The organism is Oribacterium sinus (assembly GCF_014202695.1).
Lineage (GTDB): Bacteria > Bacillota > Clostridia > Lachnospirales > Lachnospiraceae > Oribacterium > Oribacterium sinus.
In genome coordinates, this window is record NZ_JACHHH010000009.1 from 126,101 (window position 1) to 142,052 (window position 15,952).

The 15,952-nt window shown below is 44.1% G+C and carries 13 protein-coding genes and 1 pseudogene; all 14 read left to right on the forward strand.

Translation table 11 applies throughout. From position 1 onward, the window contains the following. Nucleotides 1–39 precede the first annotated feature (39 nt). The gene (locus tag HNQ46_RS09135; protein WP_183684416.1) at nucleotides 40–909 is read left to right on the forward strand and encodes a carbohydrate ABC transporter permease; all 870 of its coding nucleotides are present in this window, start codon (nucleotides 40–42) and stop codon (nucleotides 907–909) included. 100 nt (nucleotides 910–1,009) lie between these two features. Continuing rightward, the gene (locus tag HNQ46_RS09140; protein ID WP_183684430.1) at nucleotides 1,010–1,219 is read left to right on the forward strand and encodes a hypothetical protein; all 210 of its coding nucleotides are present in this window, start codon (nucleotides 1,010–1,012) and stop codon (nucleotides 1,217–1,219) included. Between the two features lie 86 nt (nucleotides 1,220–1,305). Beyond that, nucleotides 1,306–2,184: a BRO family protein gene (locus HNQ46_RS09145; RefSeq protein ID WP_007157797.1), complete on the forward strand. Its 879-nt coding sequence runs from the start codon at nucleotides 1,306–1,308 to the stop codon at nucleotides 2,182–2,184. A 270-nt stretch (nucleotides 2,185–2,454) separates the two neighbouring features. Further along, entirely contained in the window at nucleotides 2,455–3,177 is a 723-nt protein-coding gene (locus HNQ46_RS09150; RefSeq protein ID WP_007157796.1) for a TIGR00266 family protein, read from the forward strand. A 207-nt stretch (nucleotides 3,178–3,384) separates the two neighbouring features. Next, on the forward strand, nucleotides 3,385–4,746 hold the full coding sequence (gene brnQ, locus HNQ46_RS09155) for a branched-chain amino acid transport system II carrier protein (RefSeq protein ID WP_183684417.1): 1,362 nt from the start codon (nucleotides 3,385–3,387) through the stop codon (nucleotides 4,744–4,746). Nucleotides 4,747–4,958: 212 nt separating this feature from the next. Continuing rightward, complete coding sequence (gene rfbF, locus HNQ46_RS09160; RefSeq protein WP_183684418.1) at nucleotides 4,959–5,729, forward strand: glucose-1-phosphate cytidylyltransferase; 771 nt, start codon at nucleotides 4,959–4,961, stop codon at nucleotides 5,727–5,729. 118 nt (nucleotides 5,730–5,847) lie between these two features. Continuing rightward, nucleotides 5,848–6,954: a CDP-glucose 4,6-dehydratase gene (gene rfbG / locus HNQ46_RS09165; RefSeq protein ID WP_183684419.1), complete on the forward strand. Its 1,107-nt coding sequence runs from the start codon at nucleotides 5,848–5,850 to the stop codon at nucleotides 6,952–6,954. A gap of 117 nt (nucleotides 6,955–7,071) precedes the next feature. Next, nucleotides 7,072–7,905, forward strand: coding sequence for a LicD family protein (locus tag HNQ46_RS09170; RefSeq protein ID WP_183684420.1), 834 nt, complete (start codon nucleotides 7,072–7,074; stop codon nucleotides 7,903–7,905). 123 nt (nucleotides 7,906–8,028) lie between these two features. Continuing rightward, the gene (locus tag HNQ46_RS09175) at nucleotides 8,029–8,982 is read left to right on the forward strand and encodes a glycosyltransferase family 2 protein (protein ID WP_408637142.1); all 954 of its coding nucleotides are present in this window, start codon (nucleotides 8,029–8,031) and stop codon (nucleotides 8,980–8,982) included. A 191-nt stretch (nucleotides 8,983–9,173) separates the two neighbouring features. Beyond that, a complete protein-coding gene (locus HNQ46_RS09180) occupies nucleotides 9,174–10,283 on the forward strand; it encodes a galactose ABC transporter substrate-binding protein (protein WP_040649321.1) in 1,110 nt (369 codons plus the stop codon). A 182-nt stretch (nucleotides 10,284–10,465) separates the two neighbouring features. Beyond that, complete coding sequence (locus HNQ46_RS09185) at nucleotides 10,466–11,974, forward strand: sugar ABC transporter ATP-binding protein (protein WP_183684422.1); 1,509 nt, start codon at nucleotides 10,466–10,468, stop codon at nucleotides 11,972–11,974. A gap of 11 nt (nucleotides 11,975–11,985) precedes the next feature. After that, nucleotides 11,986–13,014 carry a galactose/methyl galactoside ABC transporter permease MglC gene (locus HNQ46_RS09190; RefSeq protein ID WP_183684423.1) on the forward strand — a complete coding sequence of 343 codons (1,029 nt, stop codon included), beginning with the start codon at nucleotides 11,986–11,988 and terminating at the stop codon, nucleotides 13,012–13,014. Between the two features lie 326 nt (nucleotides 13,015–13,340). Then, the gene (locus HNQ46_RS09195; RefSeq protein WP_183684424.1) at nucleotides 13,341–15,095 is read left to right on the forward strand and encodes an N-acetylmuramoyl-L-alanine amidase family protein; all 1,755 of its coding nucleotides are present in this window, start codon (nucleotides 13,341–13,343) and stop codon (nucleotides 15,093–15,095) included. Between the two features lie 75 nt (nucleotides 15,096–15,170). Then, a pseudogene (locus HNQ46_RS09200) lies at nucleotides 15,171–15,952 on the forward strand (hypothetical protein); the annotation flags it as partial.

A 15,952-nucleotide genomic window follows, 5' to 3' on the forward strand; every position in this document is an offset into this window, starting at 1 on the left:
GTGAGAAGCATTTGCATCTAAACGAAGGGATTTATCGAAATGAAAGCAATTTTGCAAAATAGGGAACATGGCGTTGCAGGAAATAAGAAGGGATTCTTATCCTCCCTTCTCATTGGAATACTTTTGTGCTTTACCATTTTGATTTCTCTCTTCCCGATTGTGTGGGTGATTTTATCCTCTTTCAAAACCAATGCGGCGATTTTGTCGGATCCCTTTTCCTTACCTACAAGTTTTTCTCTGGAGCCCTATAGCTATATTTTTTCCAAATATGATTTTATAGGGTATTTTTTGAATTCCACCTTGGTTTCCCTTTCAGCAACACTACTGGCTTTATTGATTTATGCCATGGGTGCCTATGTCTTTGCCAAGTATAACTTTCCGGGAAAAAATCTTCTTTTTATCCTGTATTCCATCACCTTACTGGTACCGGCACAGTCCAAGGCCCAGCCGATATTTTCTCTATTGATCCATCTAAATCTCTATGATTCTTTGCCGGGACTTAGCCTTGTGTATATTTCCATGGGACTGGCCATGAGCATCTTTGTATTAAGGCCTGCCTTCCTTGCCATTCCCAAGTCTTTGGATGAGGCGGCGATTTTGGAGGGAGCGGATTTCTTCACCGTCTTTTGGAAAATCAACCTTCCCTTGGCAAAGGGCGGCTTAACCACAGCAGGAATCCTATTGTTCTTGGGAAACTGGAATGAGTATTTCTATGCGTCTTTGTTGATTAGTTCGGACAAGGCAAGAACTTTGCCATTGGCCTTACAGTTTTTCACAGAGTCCTTCTCCTATAATTACCCCAGACTTTTTGCGGCTTTGACCGTGGTGGTCTTACCGGGCATTCTGCTCTATGCGGTAATGGAGGAGCAGGTGCAGACGGCAATGGCAAGCTCAGGGATAAAAGGCTAGATAGTATAGAGCTTTATTGCGAAAAATATTATATTGAATTCTCTTAGTATCAAATACGGTTTTCAATGACGTTTTGCTCATGTTTTTTATGTAGCATTTTATGATGGAACTGGATTATCAGATGCTTTTTGACAAAAGGAGATATGCTAATATATCTAAGGTCAAAAAAGATACCATCGAAGTAAAGGGAGTTGCTATTCAAATTTATACTGAAGACTTTAAAAATGACTATGTAAGTCTTACAGATATTGCTAAATATAAGAATAGAGAAGAACCTAATGTGGTAGTTGCGAATTGGATGAGAAATTAAACAGGTTTTATAAAATCATACATAGGAATATAATAAGGACATAAGATATTGCAGGAAATAAATTGTAAATATAAAGGGTTAAGTCAATGGATGAAATAAAGCTATATGAAAATAAACAAATACGCTCCGTTTGGGATGAGGAAAAAGAAGAATGGTATTTTAGTGTGGTGGATGTCGTAGGAGTGCTTACAGAGCAAGAAAGTGCAAGAGGCTCAAGCACTTATTGGGCGGTGTTAAAAAAGAGACTGAAAGAAGAGGGAAATGAACTGCTTACAATTTGTAAGCAGTTGAAAATGAAAGCGGCAGACGGCAAGATGCGTTTAACGGATGTAGCGGATATGCAAGGCATTTTCCGTATTATCCAGTCAATTCCATCACCTAAAGCAGAACCGTTTAAGTTATGGCTCGCAGAGGTTGGAAAAGAGCGAATTGATGAAATTATTGATCCGGAACTTACAATAGACAGAGCCTTGGAGGCCTACTTAAAGAAGGGGTATAAAAGGGAGTGGATAAATCAAAGACTGCAAGCTATTCAAGTCAGAAAAGAACTTACAGATGCATGGGATGATGCAGGAATTCAAAAGGGAATAGAGTATGCAATCCTTACAGATGAGATTACTAAGGCTTGGTCGGGGATGACAACAAGAAGATATAAAAATCTTAAAGGACTTAAAAAAGAAAACTTAAGAGACAATATGACAACTCTTGAAATCGTTTTGAATATGCTTGCAGAGGCGACCACAACAGAGCTTACGAAAGCGACTAATCCCAAAGGCTTGGAAGAAAATAAGAAGGTGGCAAAAAAAGGTGGTGGTGTTGCAGGAAATGCAAGAAAGGAAATTGAGAAAGAAACGGGAAAACCTGTTATTACATCGAAAAATGCTATGGATTTATCAAGACTTATTGAAGATGTGGTGAAAGAGCCTATAAACAAGACAGAGGCTAACAAAGAAAAAAATAAATAAAAACATTCATTTGGAGATAGCAAAAAGTGGCTATCTCTTTTTAATATCATAAAAGTGTGGTTGTTTGGGAACAATCCGCTTAAATAGATACACTTATTTTAATGCTTAAAACATATTAGAATGTTATAGATACGGTGACAAACTTACCCTATTTTATAGAGCAAAGGATAAAAATCCTTGAATTCGCCCTAAAAATAAGCGATAATTTTCCTGTCAGGTTCAAAAATGGAAAAAACGACAAGAAACCCTATTTCACAGATTGGAGGATTTATGCAGCATCGTATATTAGGAGATAATGATTGTCCCATTTTAGAAATTTCCTTAAACCCGGGAGAAAGGGTGAAGATTGAGAGAGGCTCCATGGCCTATATGGCCGGTGTGGAGTTACAGGGAAAGATGAATTCCGGCGCTAACGGCGGAGGCTTGGGCGGCTTGTTAAGTGCTGTAGGCAGAAGCCTTGCCAGCGGAGAAAGTATGTTTATTACCGAGGCTATTGGTGTAGCCAATGGGGGTAGAATCGGTGTGGCACCTTCCATTCCCGGAAAGATTGTTCGTTTAGAGATTGGAGAGAGGCAGTATCGCCTGAATACCGGTGCCTTTTTGGCAGGAGATTCTACGGTGAACTATGCCATGAAAATGCAGGACTTGGGAAAGGCGTTCTTCGGCGGTACCGGCGGCCTTTTCGTCATGGAAAGCCAGGGACAAGGAGATCTGTTTGTCAATGCCTTCGGCGATCTTTTGGAGCTGGAGGTACATCCGGACAGCCCCTTAACCATTGACAATGACCATGTGGTGGCATGGGATAGAGGTCTGGACTACCACATTTCCATAGCCTCCGGAACCTTCGGCTTTACCACAGGGGAAGGCTTGGTCAACCGGTTTATTGGCGAAGGAAAGGTGTATATTCAGACCAGAAACTTAAGCAGTCTGGCCTCTGCCCTGCCCATCGCCAGAAACAATAAGAACAACGGCAAGGGTGGCTTTGGCCTATAGAGCTTTCTATGTCCTATAAGCAGTTTCGCTTCCACCGTAAACAAAAATGCTTTAAAATGAAAAAGGAGTGTCATAAGCCGAGCTTGTGACGCTCCTTTGCATTAGTGAATTCCTAAACTTTATCTGAAAAGAATATAGTTTTGTGGAAGAGAAGGGGAAAGTAGGATATACTGCAAAACAGTTTTTGTGAAAGCGAGTTTTTATCCTATGAAGAAAAATGTAAGCGGGCGCGAGCTCCTTTTTATTGCCTCCCTTCTCTTCGGTATGTTATTCGGAGCAGGTAATTTGATTTTCCCGGTATCCCTGGGACAAAAGGCGGGAAATACCGTGGCCTTGGCTACTTTGGGCTTTTGTATTACCGGAGTGGGTCTTCCCCTTTTGGCGATTATAGCCATGGCCCGCACGGAATCTGCCAGTATGGCGGAATTGGCTTCTAAAGGTGGAAAAAACTTTTCCACCTTTTTTTCCTGTCTTCTTTATCTTTGTATCGGACCCCTGTTTGCCATTCCCAGAACCGCCTCAGTTTCCTTTCAAGTGGGGCTTTATCCCTTTATCGGAGAAGCCCATCAGAGACCGGGACTGCTGATTTTCACCCTACTCTTCTTTTTGGCGGCGCTGTATTTTTCCCTGCGACCGGGAAATATCCTGACCTATGTGGGGAAAATTCTGAATCCGCTATTTCTCTTCTTTTTGGGGATTCTTTTGCTTACGGCCTTTCTGCATCCTATGGGGAACATTCAAAGCCTCCCTCCCACAGAAGAATATGCGAAAAACAGCTTTGTCACCGGCCTTTTAGAGGGCTATAACACCCTGGATGTGGTGGGGGCTCTGGCCTTTGGAAACATTTTGATTGAGACCATTAAAAATCGGGGAGCAAAGGACGGAAAGGAGGTCTCTCGCTTAAGTATTATTTCCGGAAGCATTACTACGGTAATGATGGCAATCGTCTATTTTGCTTTGGCCTTTACCGGAGCGGGCAGCAGAAGTCTTTTTTCTTTGCAGGCTAATGGAGGAGACATCCTGCATTCCGTTTCCACCCATTACTTTCCACGATTTGGCGGCATTCTGTTGGGAATTATCATTTGCCTTTCCTGTTTAAAAACGGCAGTGGGGCTGATTACCTCCACCAGTCTGGCTTTTGCTGAAATGTTCCCTAAAGGGCTTCCCTATAAAAAGCTTGTACTTTTGTTTACCTTCTTCTCCTTTGCCATTTCCAATCTTGGTTTAAGCAGAATTATCCAATATACCGTTCCGGCGCTTTATTTTATTTATCCAATGAGTATAGTGTTGATATTGCTTTGTCTGATTGGAGAGCATTTTCAGTTTGAAAAAAAGATTTTCCAAACCGCCCTTTATGTTACCGCACCCTTTGCCCTTTTGGATGCCTACAAGGCGTTGCCGAAGGAGCTACTTGCAGGGATTCCTTTTCATGAGAAGATGATGAAGCTTCTTTCCCACATCCCTCTTTTTTCTATTGGAATGGGCTGGGTTTTACCGGCAGTTTTGGCCTTTCTCCTTTCTTTCCTTTTTTGGAAAATGCGGGAAAGGAAAAGGCAGCATATCGCCTAAAATTTTGGCAGAACAAACAGCAATATATCGTAGGAAACATTTGCAGAAGTAAAATACGTCCCGGCATATAGAATAAGGGAAAAAATAGCGGAAGAAATAGCAGAAGAAATAGCAGAAAAAATAGCGGAAGGAATCCTTAAAGATATCTTTCCGCTGTTATTTTCTAAGGACTCTGTGCTATACTCTAAAGAAAAAAAGAAAGGACGGAAGACATGAAGGTTGTTCTTCTTGCAGGAGGCTTAGGTACCAGAATTTCGGAGGAATCCCATTTAAAGCCGAAGCCCATGATTGAAATCGGAGAAATGCCCATTTTATGGCATATCATGAAATATTATTCTTCCTACGGCTTTAAGGAATTTATCATTTTGGCAGGCTATAAGCAGTACCTGATTAAGGAATACTTTGCCAACTATTTCCTGCACAATGCGGACATTACCTTTGACATGGGAAAGAATACCATGGAGGTTCACAACAGCGAGGCGGAGGACTGGAAGGTAACCGTGGTGGATACCGGCCTTCACACCATGACCGGCGGAAGACTGAAGAGGGTGGAAAAGTACTTAAAGCATGAGCCCTTTATGCTGACCTATGGAGACGGAGTTTCCGATGTGAATCTGGAGGCTCTTTTGGACTTCCATAAAAAGCATGGCAAGCCGGCAACCATCAGCATGGTAAACCTTGCTCAGCAAAAGGGAGTTTTGGATGTGGATGCCGAAGGGCAGATTCGTTCTTTCCGGGAGAAGGAAGAAAAGGACGGCGCGGTGATTAACGGCGGCTTTATGGTGCTGGAGCCGGAAATATTTGACTATCTTCAGGACGACAATACCATCTTGGAGCAAAGTCCCATGCAGAATCTTGCGGCGGAAGGCAAACTGATGGGCTATTACCATGACGGCTTCTGGCAGTGCATGGATACCCAGAGAGAGAAGAAGCTTTTGGAAGAGCTGTGGGCAAGCGGCAAGGCGCCCTGGAAGCGTTGGTAGCAAGGAAGTTTTTGCTAAGTTGATAAAAACGCCGGAAGTCATTTTGCAGTGGCTATTGCGTTTGATACCGTTACGAAAAATTCGCAGAGAAATCTTGGCTTTAAGGAAGTAGGGGGAAATGCATTTTCAAGAATTAAAAGCCTTTTATCAGGGGAAGAAAGTATTTTTAACAGGCCACACCGGTTTTAAAGGGTCGTGGCTTAGTTTGATTTTGCAAATGATGGGGGCGGAATGTACCGGCTATGCCCTAAAGGAAGAGCCGGGAGCCTTATTTTCCCTCTTAAACTTAGAAAAAGGGATGCACTCCGTCGAAGGGGATGTGAGGGACTATGACCATTTAAGAAAGGCAATGCAGGAGGCGGAGCCGGAATTGGTTTTCCACTTGGCGGCACAGCCCCTGGTGCGGGAATCCTACATTTTCCCCAGAGAAACCTACGAGACCAATGTGATGGGAACGGTGAATCTTTTGGAGGCGGTACGGCATTGTCCCTCTGTCCGCTCTGTGCTGAATGTTACTACGGACAAGGTTTACGAGAATCCGGATCAGGAAGGACACGCCTTTACAGAGGAAGAGAAGCTGGATGGGCATGACCCCTATTCCAACTCCAAGTCCTGCTCGGAGCTGGTCACCCATAGCTATCAGAAATCCTTCTTTTCCGAGGATTCCGCCTATGGAAAAGGAAAAAAATTTCTTCCACGCATTTCCACTGCAAGAGCCGGAAATGTGATTGGGGGAGGGGATTTTGCCAAGGATAGAATTATCCCGGACTGTGTGCGAAAGAGCATAAAGGGAGAGGCAATCGGCATTCGAAATCCCTACTCTGTTCGTCCCTATGAGCATGTTTTGGAGCCTTTGTTTGTCTATCTGGAAATTGTGGCAAGACAGGCAAAGGAAGAGGGAAAGCAATTTGCCGGCTATTACAATGTGGGGCCGGAGCTTTCCGATGCCATTACCACAGGAGCCTTGGCAGAGCTTTTCGTGGAGTTCTGGGGAGAGAATGCAAGCTGGGAGAATCAGGCGGAGCCCAATGCTCCCCATGAAGCGGGATTTTTACAGTTAAGCACGGAGAAGTTAAAGCAGGTCTTTGGCTGGCAGCCTCGTTATACCGTAAAGGAAGCGGTGGAGAAAACCGTAGATTGGTATAAGGCATGGCATAAAGGAGAGGACCTACGGAAGTTTTCCGAAGCACAGGTTTTGGCCTTTGCCTCGGAAGACCGGGAGTGAAGCTTTAGATTAAGTCGTTAGATTGGGGCATTAAACGGAATTTTTAGAGGAAGAACTAAGCTTGTAGCAAGAAGAGTAAAGCTACATTTTGGATAAGAGCCGTAGAAAGGGTAGGGTATGGATTTAGCGGAGAAGCAGAGACGGGGCTTTGCCATTTTGAAGGAGATTCACCGTATTTGTGAAAAACATAAGATCAGCTACCGCCTGGATTCCGGAACCCTGCTGGGGGCCATTCGCCATGAAGGCTTTATCCCCTGGGATGATGATGTGGACCTTTGCTTTTTACGGGAGGAATGGGAAAAGTTTGAAAGGGCAGCGAAGGAAGAGCTTTCGGAAAACTTTGCTTTACTCATGCCAAATACCTACAGAAACGGTCGTTCCTTTTATGACTTTGTGCCCCGTGTTGTGGATCTTTATAGCAAAAGACGGGAAGTCGAGGGGGAAGAGGATGCCTTTTACGAAGGAAAGCTGAATCATCTCTGGGTGGACTGCTTTATTTTGGATGATTGCCCGAGAAATGCCCTTTTGGATAAGCTGTATCGTTTTCGACAGCAGATGATTTTCGGTCTGGCCATGGGGCATCGGAGGAAGTTGGATTTTCAGAAGTATTCTCCCATGGCAAAGCTCTTTGTGGCGGTTCTTGCCACTTTGGGAAAATGCCTTTCCCTGCCCTTTCTGTTCTCCTTACAGGACAAATGGGCACAGGGGGCACGAAGAGAGAAGACAGAGAGAAGAGGAGAGGATTTCCTTTATTTTTCCAATTATCAGCCGGACTTCCAGTATTGTAAAGTGCAGTACAGCTGGGAGGAGCCGGTGCAGTATAAGCCCTTTGCCGGAAAAGAATTTCCTGTGCCGAAAGACTATGACAGTGTATTAAAAATGCTATATGGGGATTATATGACACCGCCGAAAAAAGAGGAGCAGGTACCTAGCCACGAGGAAATGATTTAAGTCGGTGATGGGTAGAAGATCTTGCTAAAGTCGTTGAACAGAGATGGCTAAAAAGTTAGGACGGATAAAAAGCTCAAGAAAAATCATTTCAATGAAGGATTGTTTTAGAGAGAAGGGATGAACTTGGAAAAGATTTGTAGTGTGATTGTTTCTGTATATAACGAGGAAGACAGCTTGGAGCAGTTTTACCAGCATTGCAGTCAGTCTTGCGAAAAATTACAGGAGCTGGGCTATGGCTATGAAATTGTCTTTGTCAATGACGGCTCTCAGGATAAAAGTGCCATTCTTTTAGAAGATTTTGCAGAGAGAGACAAGGAACACGTGCGGGTATTGTCTTTTTCCCGGAATTTTGGCCATGAGGCGGCTATGACCGCAGGTCTGGACCATGCCAAGGGAGATTTCCTGGTCTTTATGGATGCGGATTTACAGCATCCCCCCGAACTGATTTCGGAAATGCTGAAAAAGTCGGAGGAGGGCTATCAGGTGGTGTCCATGGTACGTACCAAGAATCCTTCCGCAGGCCTTGTGAAAAATGTTACCTCCGCCCTGTTTTACTGGATTTTAAACCACGTTTCTCCGGTGCATTTTGAGGAAAATGCTTCCGATTTCTTCGGCATTTCCAAAAAGGTGCAGGAGGTTTTAAAGAAGCATTACCGGGAAAAGGTCCGTTACCTTCGGGGGTTTGTCCAGTCCGTAGGCTTTCCCAAAACCAGCATTCGCTATGAGGCGGCGGCAAGACAGGCAGGGCAAAGTCATTACTCTCTAAGTAAGCTGTGGCGGTTTTCCAAAAACACCCTCTTTACCTTTTCCAATCTGCCCTTACAGCTTGGGATTTTTGCGGCCATTTGCAGTGGAGGACTGGGAACCCTGCTTTTGATTTACACCCTTTTAACCAGAAAGGGCGCCCCCTCCGGCTATGCCACCATCGTGGTGGTGCTTTGCTTTATGTTCGCGGTGCTCTTTTTCGTCATCGGAATTATCGGGGAATATATCGCTATTCTCTTTGAAGAACTGAAGGATAGACCTCTATACATTTTATCGGACAGTAAAAATATCGAAGAGGATTCTGAAGACTAGCGAAAGCGTGCCTCGATTTCAGACCTATACTGCTGAAAAACCGTTTTATTTGTAGAAAAACACCAAACTTCCGAATTCTAAAAAATTCTAAGAATGAAAGAAGAAAACTCTATTTTTTTTTAAAAAAAGAAAAGCTATAATCCTCCTTGTTAATAAACGTAATCGAAAGTTATTTCGAACAGGAGGAAAAAATGAAAAGAATTTTAAGCACTTTGACAGTATCCGCATTGGCCGTATCTATGTTAGCTGCATGTGGCAGCAGCAATGCCGGAAAGACCACTACCGCAGCTGCTGAGCAGAAGGAAAGTGCAAAAGAGACAGAGAAGGCGATGGAAGGAACCAAGGCTGCTGTAGAAGAAATGAGCGGAGACTTCAGCGACAAGAAGGTTGGCGTATGTATCTATCAGTTCTCTGATAACTTCATGACCCTCTTCCGTACAGAGCTGGAGAACTATCTTGTATCCAAGGGATTCAAGAAAGAGAACATCAAGATCATGGATGGTGCCAACGACCAGGCTACACAGACCAACCAGATCGAGAACTTCATCACCGACAAGGTAGACGTTTTGATTGTTAACCCTGTTAACTCTTCCTCTGCTGCTACCATCACCGATAAGGTACAGGCTGCCGGAATCCCATTGGTTTACATCAACAGAGAGCCGGATCAGGACGAAGAGAAGAGATGGGAAGAGAAGAACTGGGATGTAACCTATGTAGGTTGTGATGCTCGTCAGTCCGGAACCTTCCAGGGAGAGATTATCGCTTCCGTTGGAATGGACAAGCTGGATATGAACGGCAACGGAAAAGTTGACTACATCATGATCAAGGGTGATCCTGAGAACATCGATGCACAGTACAGAACAGAGTTCTCCGTTAAGGCATTACAGGATGCCGGAATGGAAGTAAATAAGTTAGACGAGCAGGTTGGTAACTGGGATCAGGCTCTTGCACAGTCTTTGGTTGCTAACGCATTGGCAAAGAACGGTAAGGATATCGAGGTTGTTTTCTGTAACAACGACTCCATGGCTCTTGGTGCTTTACAGGCTATTCAGGCAGCGGGAAGAACCGTTGGAAAGGATATCTACTTAGTAGGTGTTGACGCTCTTGAGGAGGCTTGCCAGAATGTATTGGCAGGAACACAGACCGGAACCGTATTTAATGACTTCCTTACACAGTCCCACGCAGCAGGAGATGCAGCAATCAACTACCTCGGCGGTAAGGGAAATGACCACTACATCGGTTGTGACTATGTAAAGGTTACTAAGGACAATGCACAGGACGTATTAAATCTCTTAAAGTAATAAGATTTGCAGGAAAACTTTTTCAAAGCATGGATTATCAGGAAAATGGAGATTTGCTAAAGAAATAGGAGCAGAAAACATTTTCCCAATACAGAACGAATTTGGGGAGTGCAGATGCATTGTGTATTTGCCTCCCCGATTGTTTTTCATTCCGAGAGTAGTGTGAAGAAATGGAGGAGGAAATGGCAGAGTATAAGTTAGAAATGAAAAATATCTCCAAATCATTTCCGGGTGTAAAGGCCCTAGACCAGGTGCAGCTGTCCGTTCGTCCCGGAACGGTGCATGCCTTAATGGGAGAAAATGGAGCCGGAAAATCCACCCTGATGAAGTGCCTGTTCGGCATTTACAAGATGGATCAGGGAGAGATTTATCTGGATGGAAATAAAGTGGAAATCAACAATCCTGATGATGCTATGCTGCACGGTGTAGCCATGGTACACCAGGAATTACAGCCGGTACTGGCTCGTTCCGTATCGGAAAATATGTATCTGGGACGTTTCCCGGTGAAAAAAATCGGACCGATTCAGATGATTGACCATAAGAAGATGAATCAGGATACGGAGAAGTGGTTGGCCGAGCTTGGTTTGTCTTACAATGTGAAGGCACCTCTGTCCTCTCTTTCTATCGGACAGATGCAAATGGTGGAGATTGCCAAGGCGGTTTCCCACGACGCCAAGGTCATTATCTTCGACGAGCCTACCTCTTCTCTTTCCGATAAGGAAGTAGAATTCCTCTTTAAGGTTATGGGGGACTTAAAGAAGAAGGGCGTAGCCATGATTTACATTTCCCATAAGATGGATGAAATCAAGCGGATTTCTGACGACATCACCATCATGCGTGACGGAACCTATGTAGGAACCTGGCCCGCAGAGGATATGACTACAGAGCAGATTATTGCCAAGATGGTGGGTAGAGAGTTAAGCAATATTTATCCGGAGCATCATCACAGCATTGGAGAAACCATTATGGAGGTGGAGGATTTGACCTCCATTCATGAAAAATCCTTCCGGGGAATTTCTTTCTCCATCAAAAAGGGCGAGATTCTGGGCTTCGGCGGACTGGTCGGCGCCCAAAGAACGGAGCTGATGGAAGGAATCTTCGGTATCCGTCATTTGGCTAAAGGAACCATCAAGGTTCACGGTAAAGAGGTGAAGATTAAAAGACCCAGAGATGCCATGGATGCAGGTATCGGTATGATTACCGAGGACCGCCGGGGAAACGGTATTTTCGGCTGTCTCTCCATCAAGGACAATGTGGGTGTTTCGATTTATAAGAAGTATTTAAAGGCAGGAATTATGCTGGACCATCCTTCCATTAATAAGGTGGTGGATGACAATATCAAGCGTCTATCCATCAAGACCCCCAGCATGAAAGAACATATCGGAAATCTTTCCGGAGGAAACCAGCAGAAGGTAATCATTTCCCGCTGGCTGGCAAAAGACCCGGATATTCTGATTATGGATGAGCCCACAAGAGGTATTGATATCGGGGCAAAGCATGAGATTTATGAAATCATGGAAGAGTTGGCAAAACAGGGCAAGGCAATCATTATGATTTCTTCAGAAATGCCGGAGCTTCTGGGTATGGCGGACCGTATCTGCGTAATGTGTAACGGAAAGCTTACCGGAGAGCTGAATCAGCAAGAAGAAATGACCCAGGAAAATGTAATGAACTTTGCTACAATGTTTTAGGGGGAGAGAAAATGGAAAAGACTCAAAAACAAAAATTAACGGATTTTCTGATTAATAACGGCGTTATTATCGTTATGTTCATCCTGGTTATCTACACAGGATTGACCACAAAGAACTTTTTGACAGCGGACAACGGAATGAACCTTTTGGCCAATATGTCCTACCGCTTAGTGATTGCCTTAGGAATTGCAGGCTGTGTTATTACCGCAGGTTGTGACCTTTCTGCAGGACGAATGATTGGATTCGGTGCCTGTTTAGCGGGAACCCTTATGCAGAAGGCAAACTATTCCGGACGCTTCTTCCAGTCCGAGCCCTGGGCTTCCATGGGAAATGGAATTTTACTTAAGATTAGTCCCATGAACCCCTTCGTGGTATTGTTCCTGGTAATGCTGATTTGTGCCCTCTTCGGTACCATCACCGGTTGGTTTATCGCTTACCTTTCCGTACCTCCCTTCATTGCTACCCTGGCAATGATGGAAATCATCTACGGTTTAGGCCTTCTCTATACCAACGCAACTCCTTTGGGAGGTTACATTGAGTCCTACACCATCTTCTCTACCGGAAAATTCTTAGGCTTAAGCTATTTGATTTGGATTGCCCTTTTGATGGCTGCAATCACCTGGTTTATCTTCAACATGACCAGACACGGAAAATATATGTATGCTATCGGTGGAAACCCACAGGCGGCAGAGGTTGCCGGTGTTCCTGTAAACCTTACCTTGGTATTGATTTATGCAAAGGCGGCAGCATTCTACGGCATGGCAGGCTATATGCTGGGGGCAAAGGCCGGAGGAGCATCCGTAAATACCGGACTTGGTTATGAGATGGAGGCTATCGCGGCCTGTGCCTTGGGCGGTGTATCCGTAACCGGTGGACGAGGAAAGGTGTCCAGTGCCTTTATCGGTGTGGCGGTTTTGGAGCTTTTAAAGACCGCATTACAATACCTTGGTGTAAGCCCCAATGCACAGTACATCGCCATCGGTATCGTAATCTTCATTGCCGCATCCTTGGATATTCGTAAGTATCTGACGAAGAAATAAAAGGTGAAATAAAAATAAGATGCCACAATGCCGATCTTATTTTTGTTTCTACTTGTTAAACTGTGAAAAGTAAAGAATAATAGGAAAGCGCTCAGACCGTTAAGGGTTTGGGTGCTTTTTGTTCTTATTGAGTATTGCAGGTGAAGGGGAGATAGCTTGTTTCATTCATACTTAAAATGGAATTGCAAATAATTGTGGAGATAATTCGGAGCAATTCATTAAAAGCACACCATAAAGATATAAGATTAATTATTAATATAGCAATGGCTACGGAATGGTGATAAAATAGCTCATAACAGTATATTACAGGCTTGCAGGAGGTGCAGATGAAAAGAAGCAGAATGGTATTCGCGGCATGTATGGGACTTGCGCTCTCTTTTATGGCAGGGAGAATGAGCGCTTATGCGGGAGAAGAAGGAACGGAACTTCGAGCCAGCTCTTCAAATATTTCTTCCTTGCAGGGGACACAATTTTTTTCTGCCGGAGCTAATAACTATGGATATTTTGGCGAGACTCCGCCTGCAGGAAAGATTGTCATTGATGAGATTCAACTTCGTGAACAAATAAATGATTTGATGCCTGATTTGATGCCTAATACACCGAGAGATGGGATGCGGGTACAAGAGCTTGATCTCAGAGGAAAGAACTTGAAGCTGAAGATTCATCAGAAGGGGGATGCCCCGAATCAGTTCATCAATGTAGACGATATCTACATTTCCTCTCCTATCTATTATAACAAGATGACCGGGGAAAGTGATTATGAGCGGTACACGGAAAGAACATTTACTCCCGGAGACTATTTTTACGGGATTGAACTGACTACAACAAACAAGAATTACTGGTTCGAGAATGATTTACGGAATAGTTTTTCTCTGGAAACCGTTTATGGGCAAGCAACAATTAGAGTCCATCATACCTATTCTTTCTATTTTGCGGGAGAAGAAGAGAGTGCAAACAAACTCGTTCTTTATTTTTCTGAAGGGTCTATGAGTAAAGTAGAAGAGGATTATCCGTTTAAAGAAATCAGGATGTTTCTTCCGGAGAAAGATTTACAGTATGGAAAATTAGGAGACGAGGTACCCTATACCACATGGAGTAAAATGGGAGATGGCCTGATTGATGGAAATGGAGAGGAAACAGAGACGGAAGTCTCCATTCCGCATAAGGGCGAAAATAAAGTAAGATGCGAATATGCGTTAGAGGATGTTTCGAGGGGCGGATACTATGGAAGCGGATCGAAGATCACAAGGCCGGGAACTTATCGCCGTGTGCTTCGCAACTTTACACTGAAGATGAATTCTATCAGCCATTATCGTCTCACCTTCGGCGGTATAGATGGAAGTCTTGTAACCAAGTTCTACATCAATGATAAAGAATGGAAGATAGATCCGAGAACAAGCTCTCTGGATTCAATCGATCCGGTGACGGGAAGCCTGAAAGTGACCTTGTATGACCCGGACTACATCACTTTAAGGGGCGCAGGGGGAAATACCGGTGGCTCCTCTTATAGCGGCGGTTCCGGTAGCTCCTCCAGCGGTAGCAGTGGTGGCAGTTCTTCGGGAGGCGGTTCATATAGCGGCGGTGGTTCTTCAGGTGGAGTGGCATTCAGCGGTGGCGGATCCGGCGGAAGTAGCGGAGGCTCCGGGGGTGGTTCTTCTGCAATCTTTAGCGGAAATCCTGCCGGACAGGTTTTGGGAGTGGACCGTTCCCTTTCCAATGGGGAATGGGTGAAAGATGAAAAAGGCTGGTGGTACAAGAGAAAAGACGGAAGCTATCCAAAGAATACTTGGGGTTATGAAGAATATAATGGAAAGTCCTACTGGTATTATTTTTTAGATAGCGGGTATATGGCGACAGGATGGGTAGACTTGAACGGCAGTAAGTACTATCTCTTCCCGGGCTCCGACGGTTGGATGGGAAGAATGCTCACCGGTTGGCAGTGGATTGACGGAAACTGCTACTACTTAGACCCGCAAGAACAGAACGAAGGAGCTCTATATAGAAACACCACTACCCCCGATGGGTTTACAGTAGACTCGGAAGGAAGATGGGTAGTGAATGGAGCGGTGCAAAAACAATAAAATTTCCATAAATTGATAGAAATATAGTATAATTTTATATCGTGAAATGGCAATAAATAAGAAAGGACGATGGAGATGAGAAGAAAAAACATGCTGGCTTTAGGACTGAGTGCAGTACTTTGCACAGGGCTCTTTGCCCCTGCAAGCTATGCGGATAGTATAGATACGAAGGATTCTTACGTACCGGAGTTAGAAACAAGCTCTGAAAAAAATAGCTTTGAAACAGCAAGTGCTGTAGAAGGATTAGACGATTTTCCGGAAGAGACTGCTGTGGAAGGGAAAACTGCGTCCATAGAGGAAGAAGTGTCGACTACTGGTACAGAAGACCCCGAGGAGCTTGCTGAGCGAAAGGGTGAGTCCACAGAGGACTCTACAGAAGGTATAAGGGAAACAGAATCTACGATAGTGACCTCCGGATATTCAGGGTTTAGAAGTGCTGCAGTGACAAAACCACTTGATAATAAGATTGTAACTTTGCTTGTTTCATTTGAAGATTGGGATTTTCCCGCAAGAGATCACATGAGAGTGCTTCGGGATAAAAAGGTAAATGTAACAGGTATTGCCTTAAGAGGAGGAGAAGTTGGAGTCATCAACAATCCTAGCCAGGATCTTTATAAAATTCTCCCGGAGAGGGAAGTTGAAAAGAAAGTAAATGATCAGTGGGTTCCTTACAATCTCAACTACTTTACCCCTGGAGAGTATCACTACGTATATACACTGGCTGAAGGAAAAAAGAGTCCATACTATCTTTTGCCAATAGCTGAACAGGATGGAGATGGTATATTTGCTTATACAAGTGTTTCTATGCATGAAAAGTATTTTCATCAGAAAGGGGAACATGCATACTATCAGGATAA

Excerpts from the sequence above, each read along its gene's own strand:
- brnQ (WP_183684417.1), top strand. The coding sequence starts at position 3,385 with ATGAAGAAAAATGTAAGCGGGCGCGAGCTCCTTTTTATTGCCTCCCTT.
- HNQ46_RS09140 (WP_183684430.1), top strand. The coding sequence starts at position 1,010 with ATGATGGAACTGGATTATCAGATGCTTTTTGACAAAAGGAGATATGCT.
- rfbF (WP_183684418.1), top strand. The coding sequence starts at position 4,959 with ATGAAGGTTGTTCTTCTTGCAGGAGGCTTAGGTACCAGAATTTCGGAG.
- rfbG (WP_183684419.1), top strand. The coding sequence starts at position 5,848 with ATGCATTTTCAAGAATTAAAAGCCTTTTATCAGGGGAAGAAAGTATTT.
- HNQ46_RS09195 (WP_183684424.1), top strand. The coding sequence starts at position 13,341 with ATGAAAAGAAGCAGAATGGTATTCGCGGCATGTATGGGACTTGCGCTC.
- HNQ46_RS09145 (WP_007157797.1), top strand. The coding sequence starts at position 1,306 with ATGGATGAAATAAAGCTATATGAAAATAAACAAATACGCTCCGTTTGG.
- HNQ46_RS09185 (WP_183684422.1), top strand. The coding sequence starts at position 10,466 with ATGGCAGAGTATAAGTTAGAAATGAAAAATATCTCCAAATCATTTCCG.
- HNQ46_RS09180 (WP_040649321.1), top strand. The coding sequence starts at position 9,174 with ATGAAAAGAATTTTAAGCACTTTGACAGTATCCGCATTGGCCGTATCT.
- HNQ46_RS09190 (WP_183684423.1), top strand. The coding sequence starts at position 11,986 with ATGGAAAAGACTCAAAAACAAAAATTAACGGATTTTCTGATTAATAAC.
- HNQ46_RS09170 (WP_183684420.1), top strand. The coding sequence starts at position 7,072 with ATGGATTTAGCGGAGAAGCAGAGACGGGGCTTTGCCATTTTGAAGGAG.
- HNQ46_RS09135 (WP_183684416.1), top strand. The coding sequence starts at position 40 with ATGAAAGCAATTTTGCAAAATAGGGAACATGGCGTTGCAGGAAATAAG.
- HNQ46_RS09150 (WP_007157796.1), top strand. The coding sequence starts at position 2,455 with ATGCAGCATCGTATATTAGGAGATAATGATTGTCCCATTTTAGAAATT.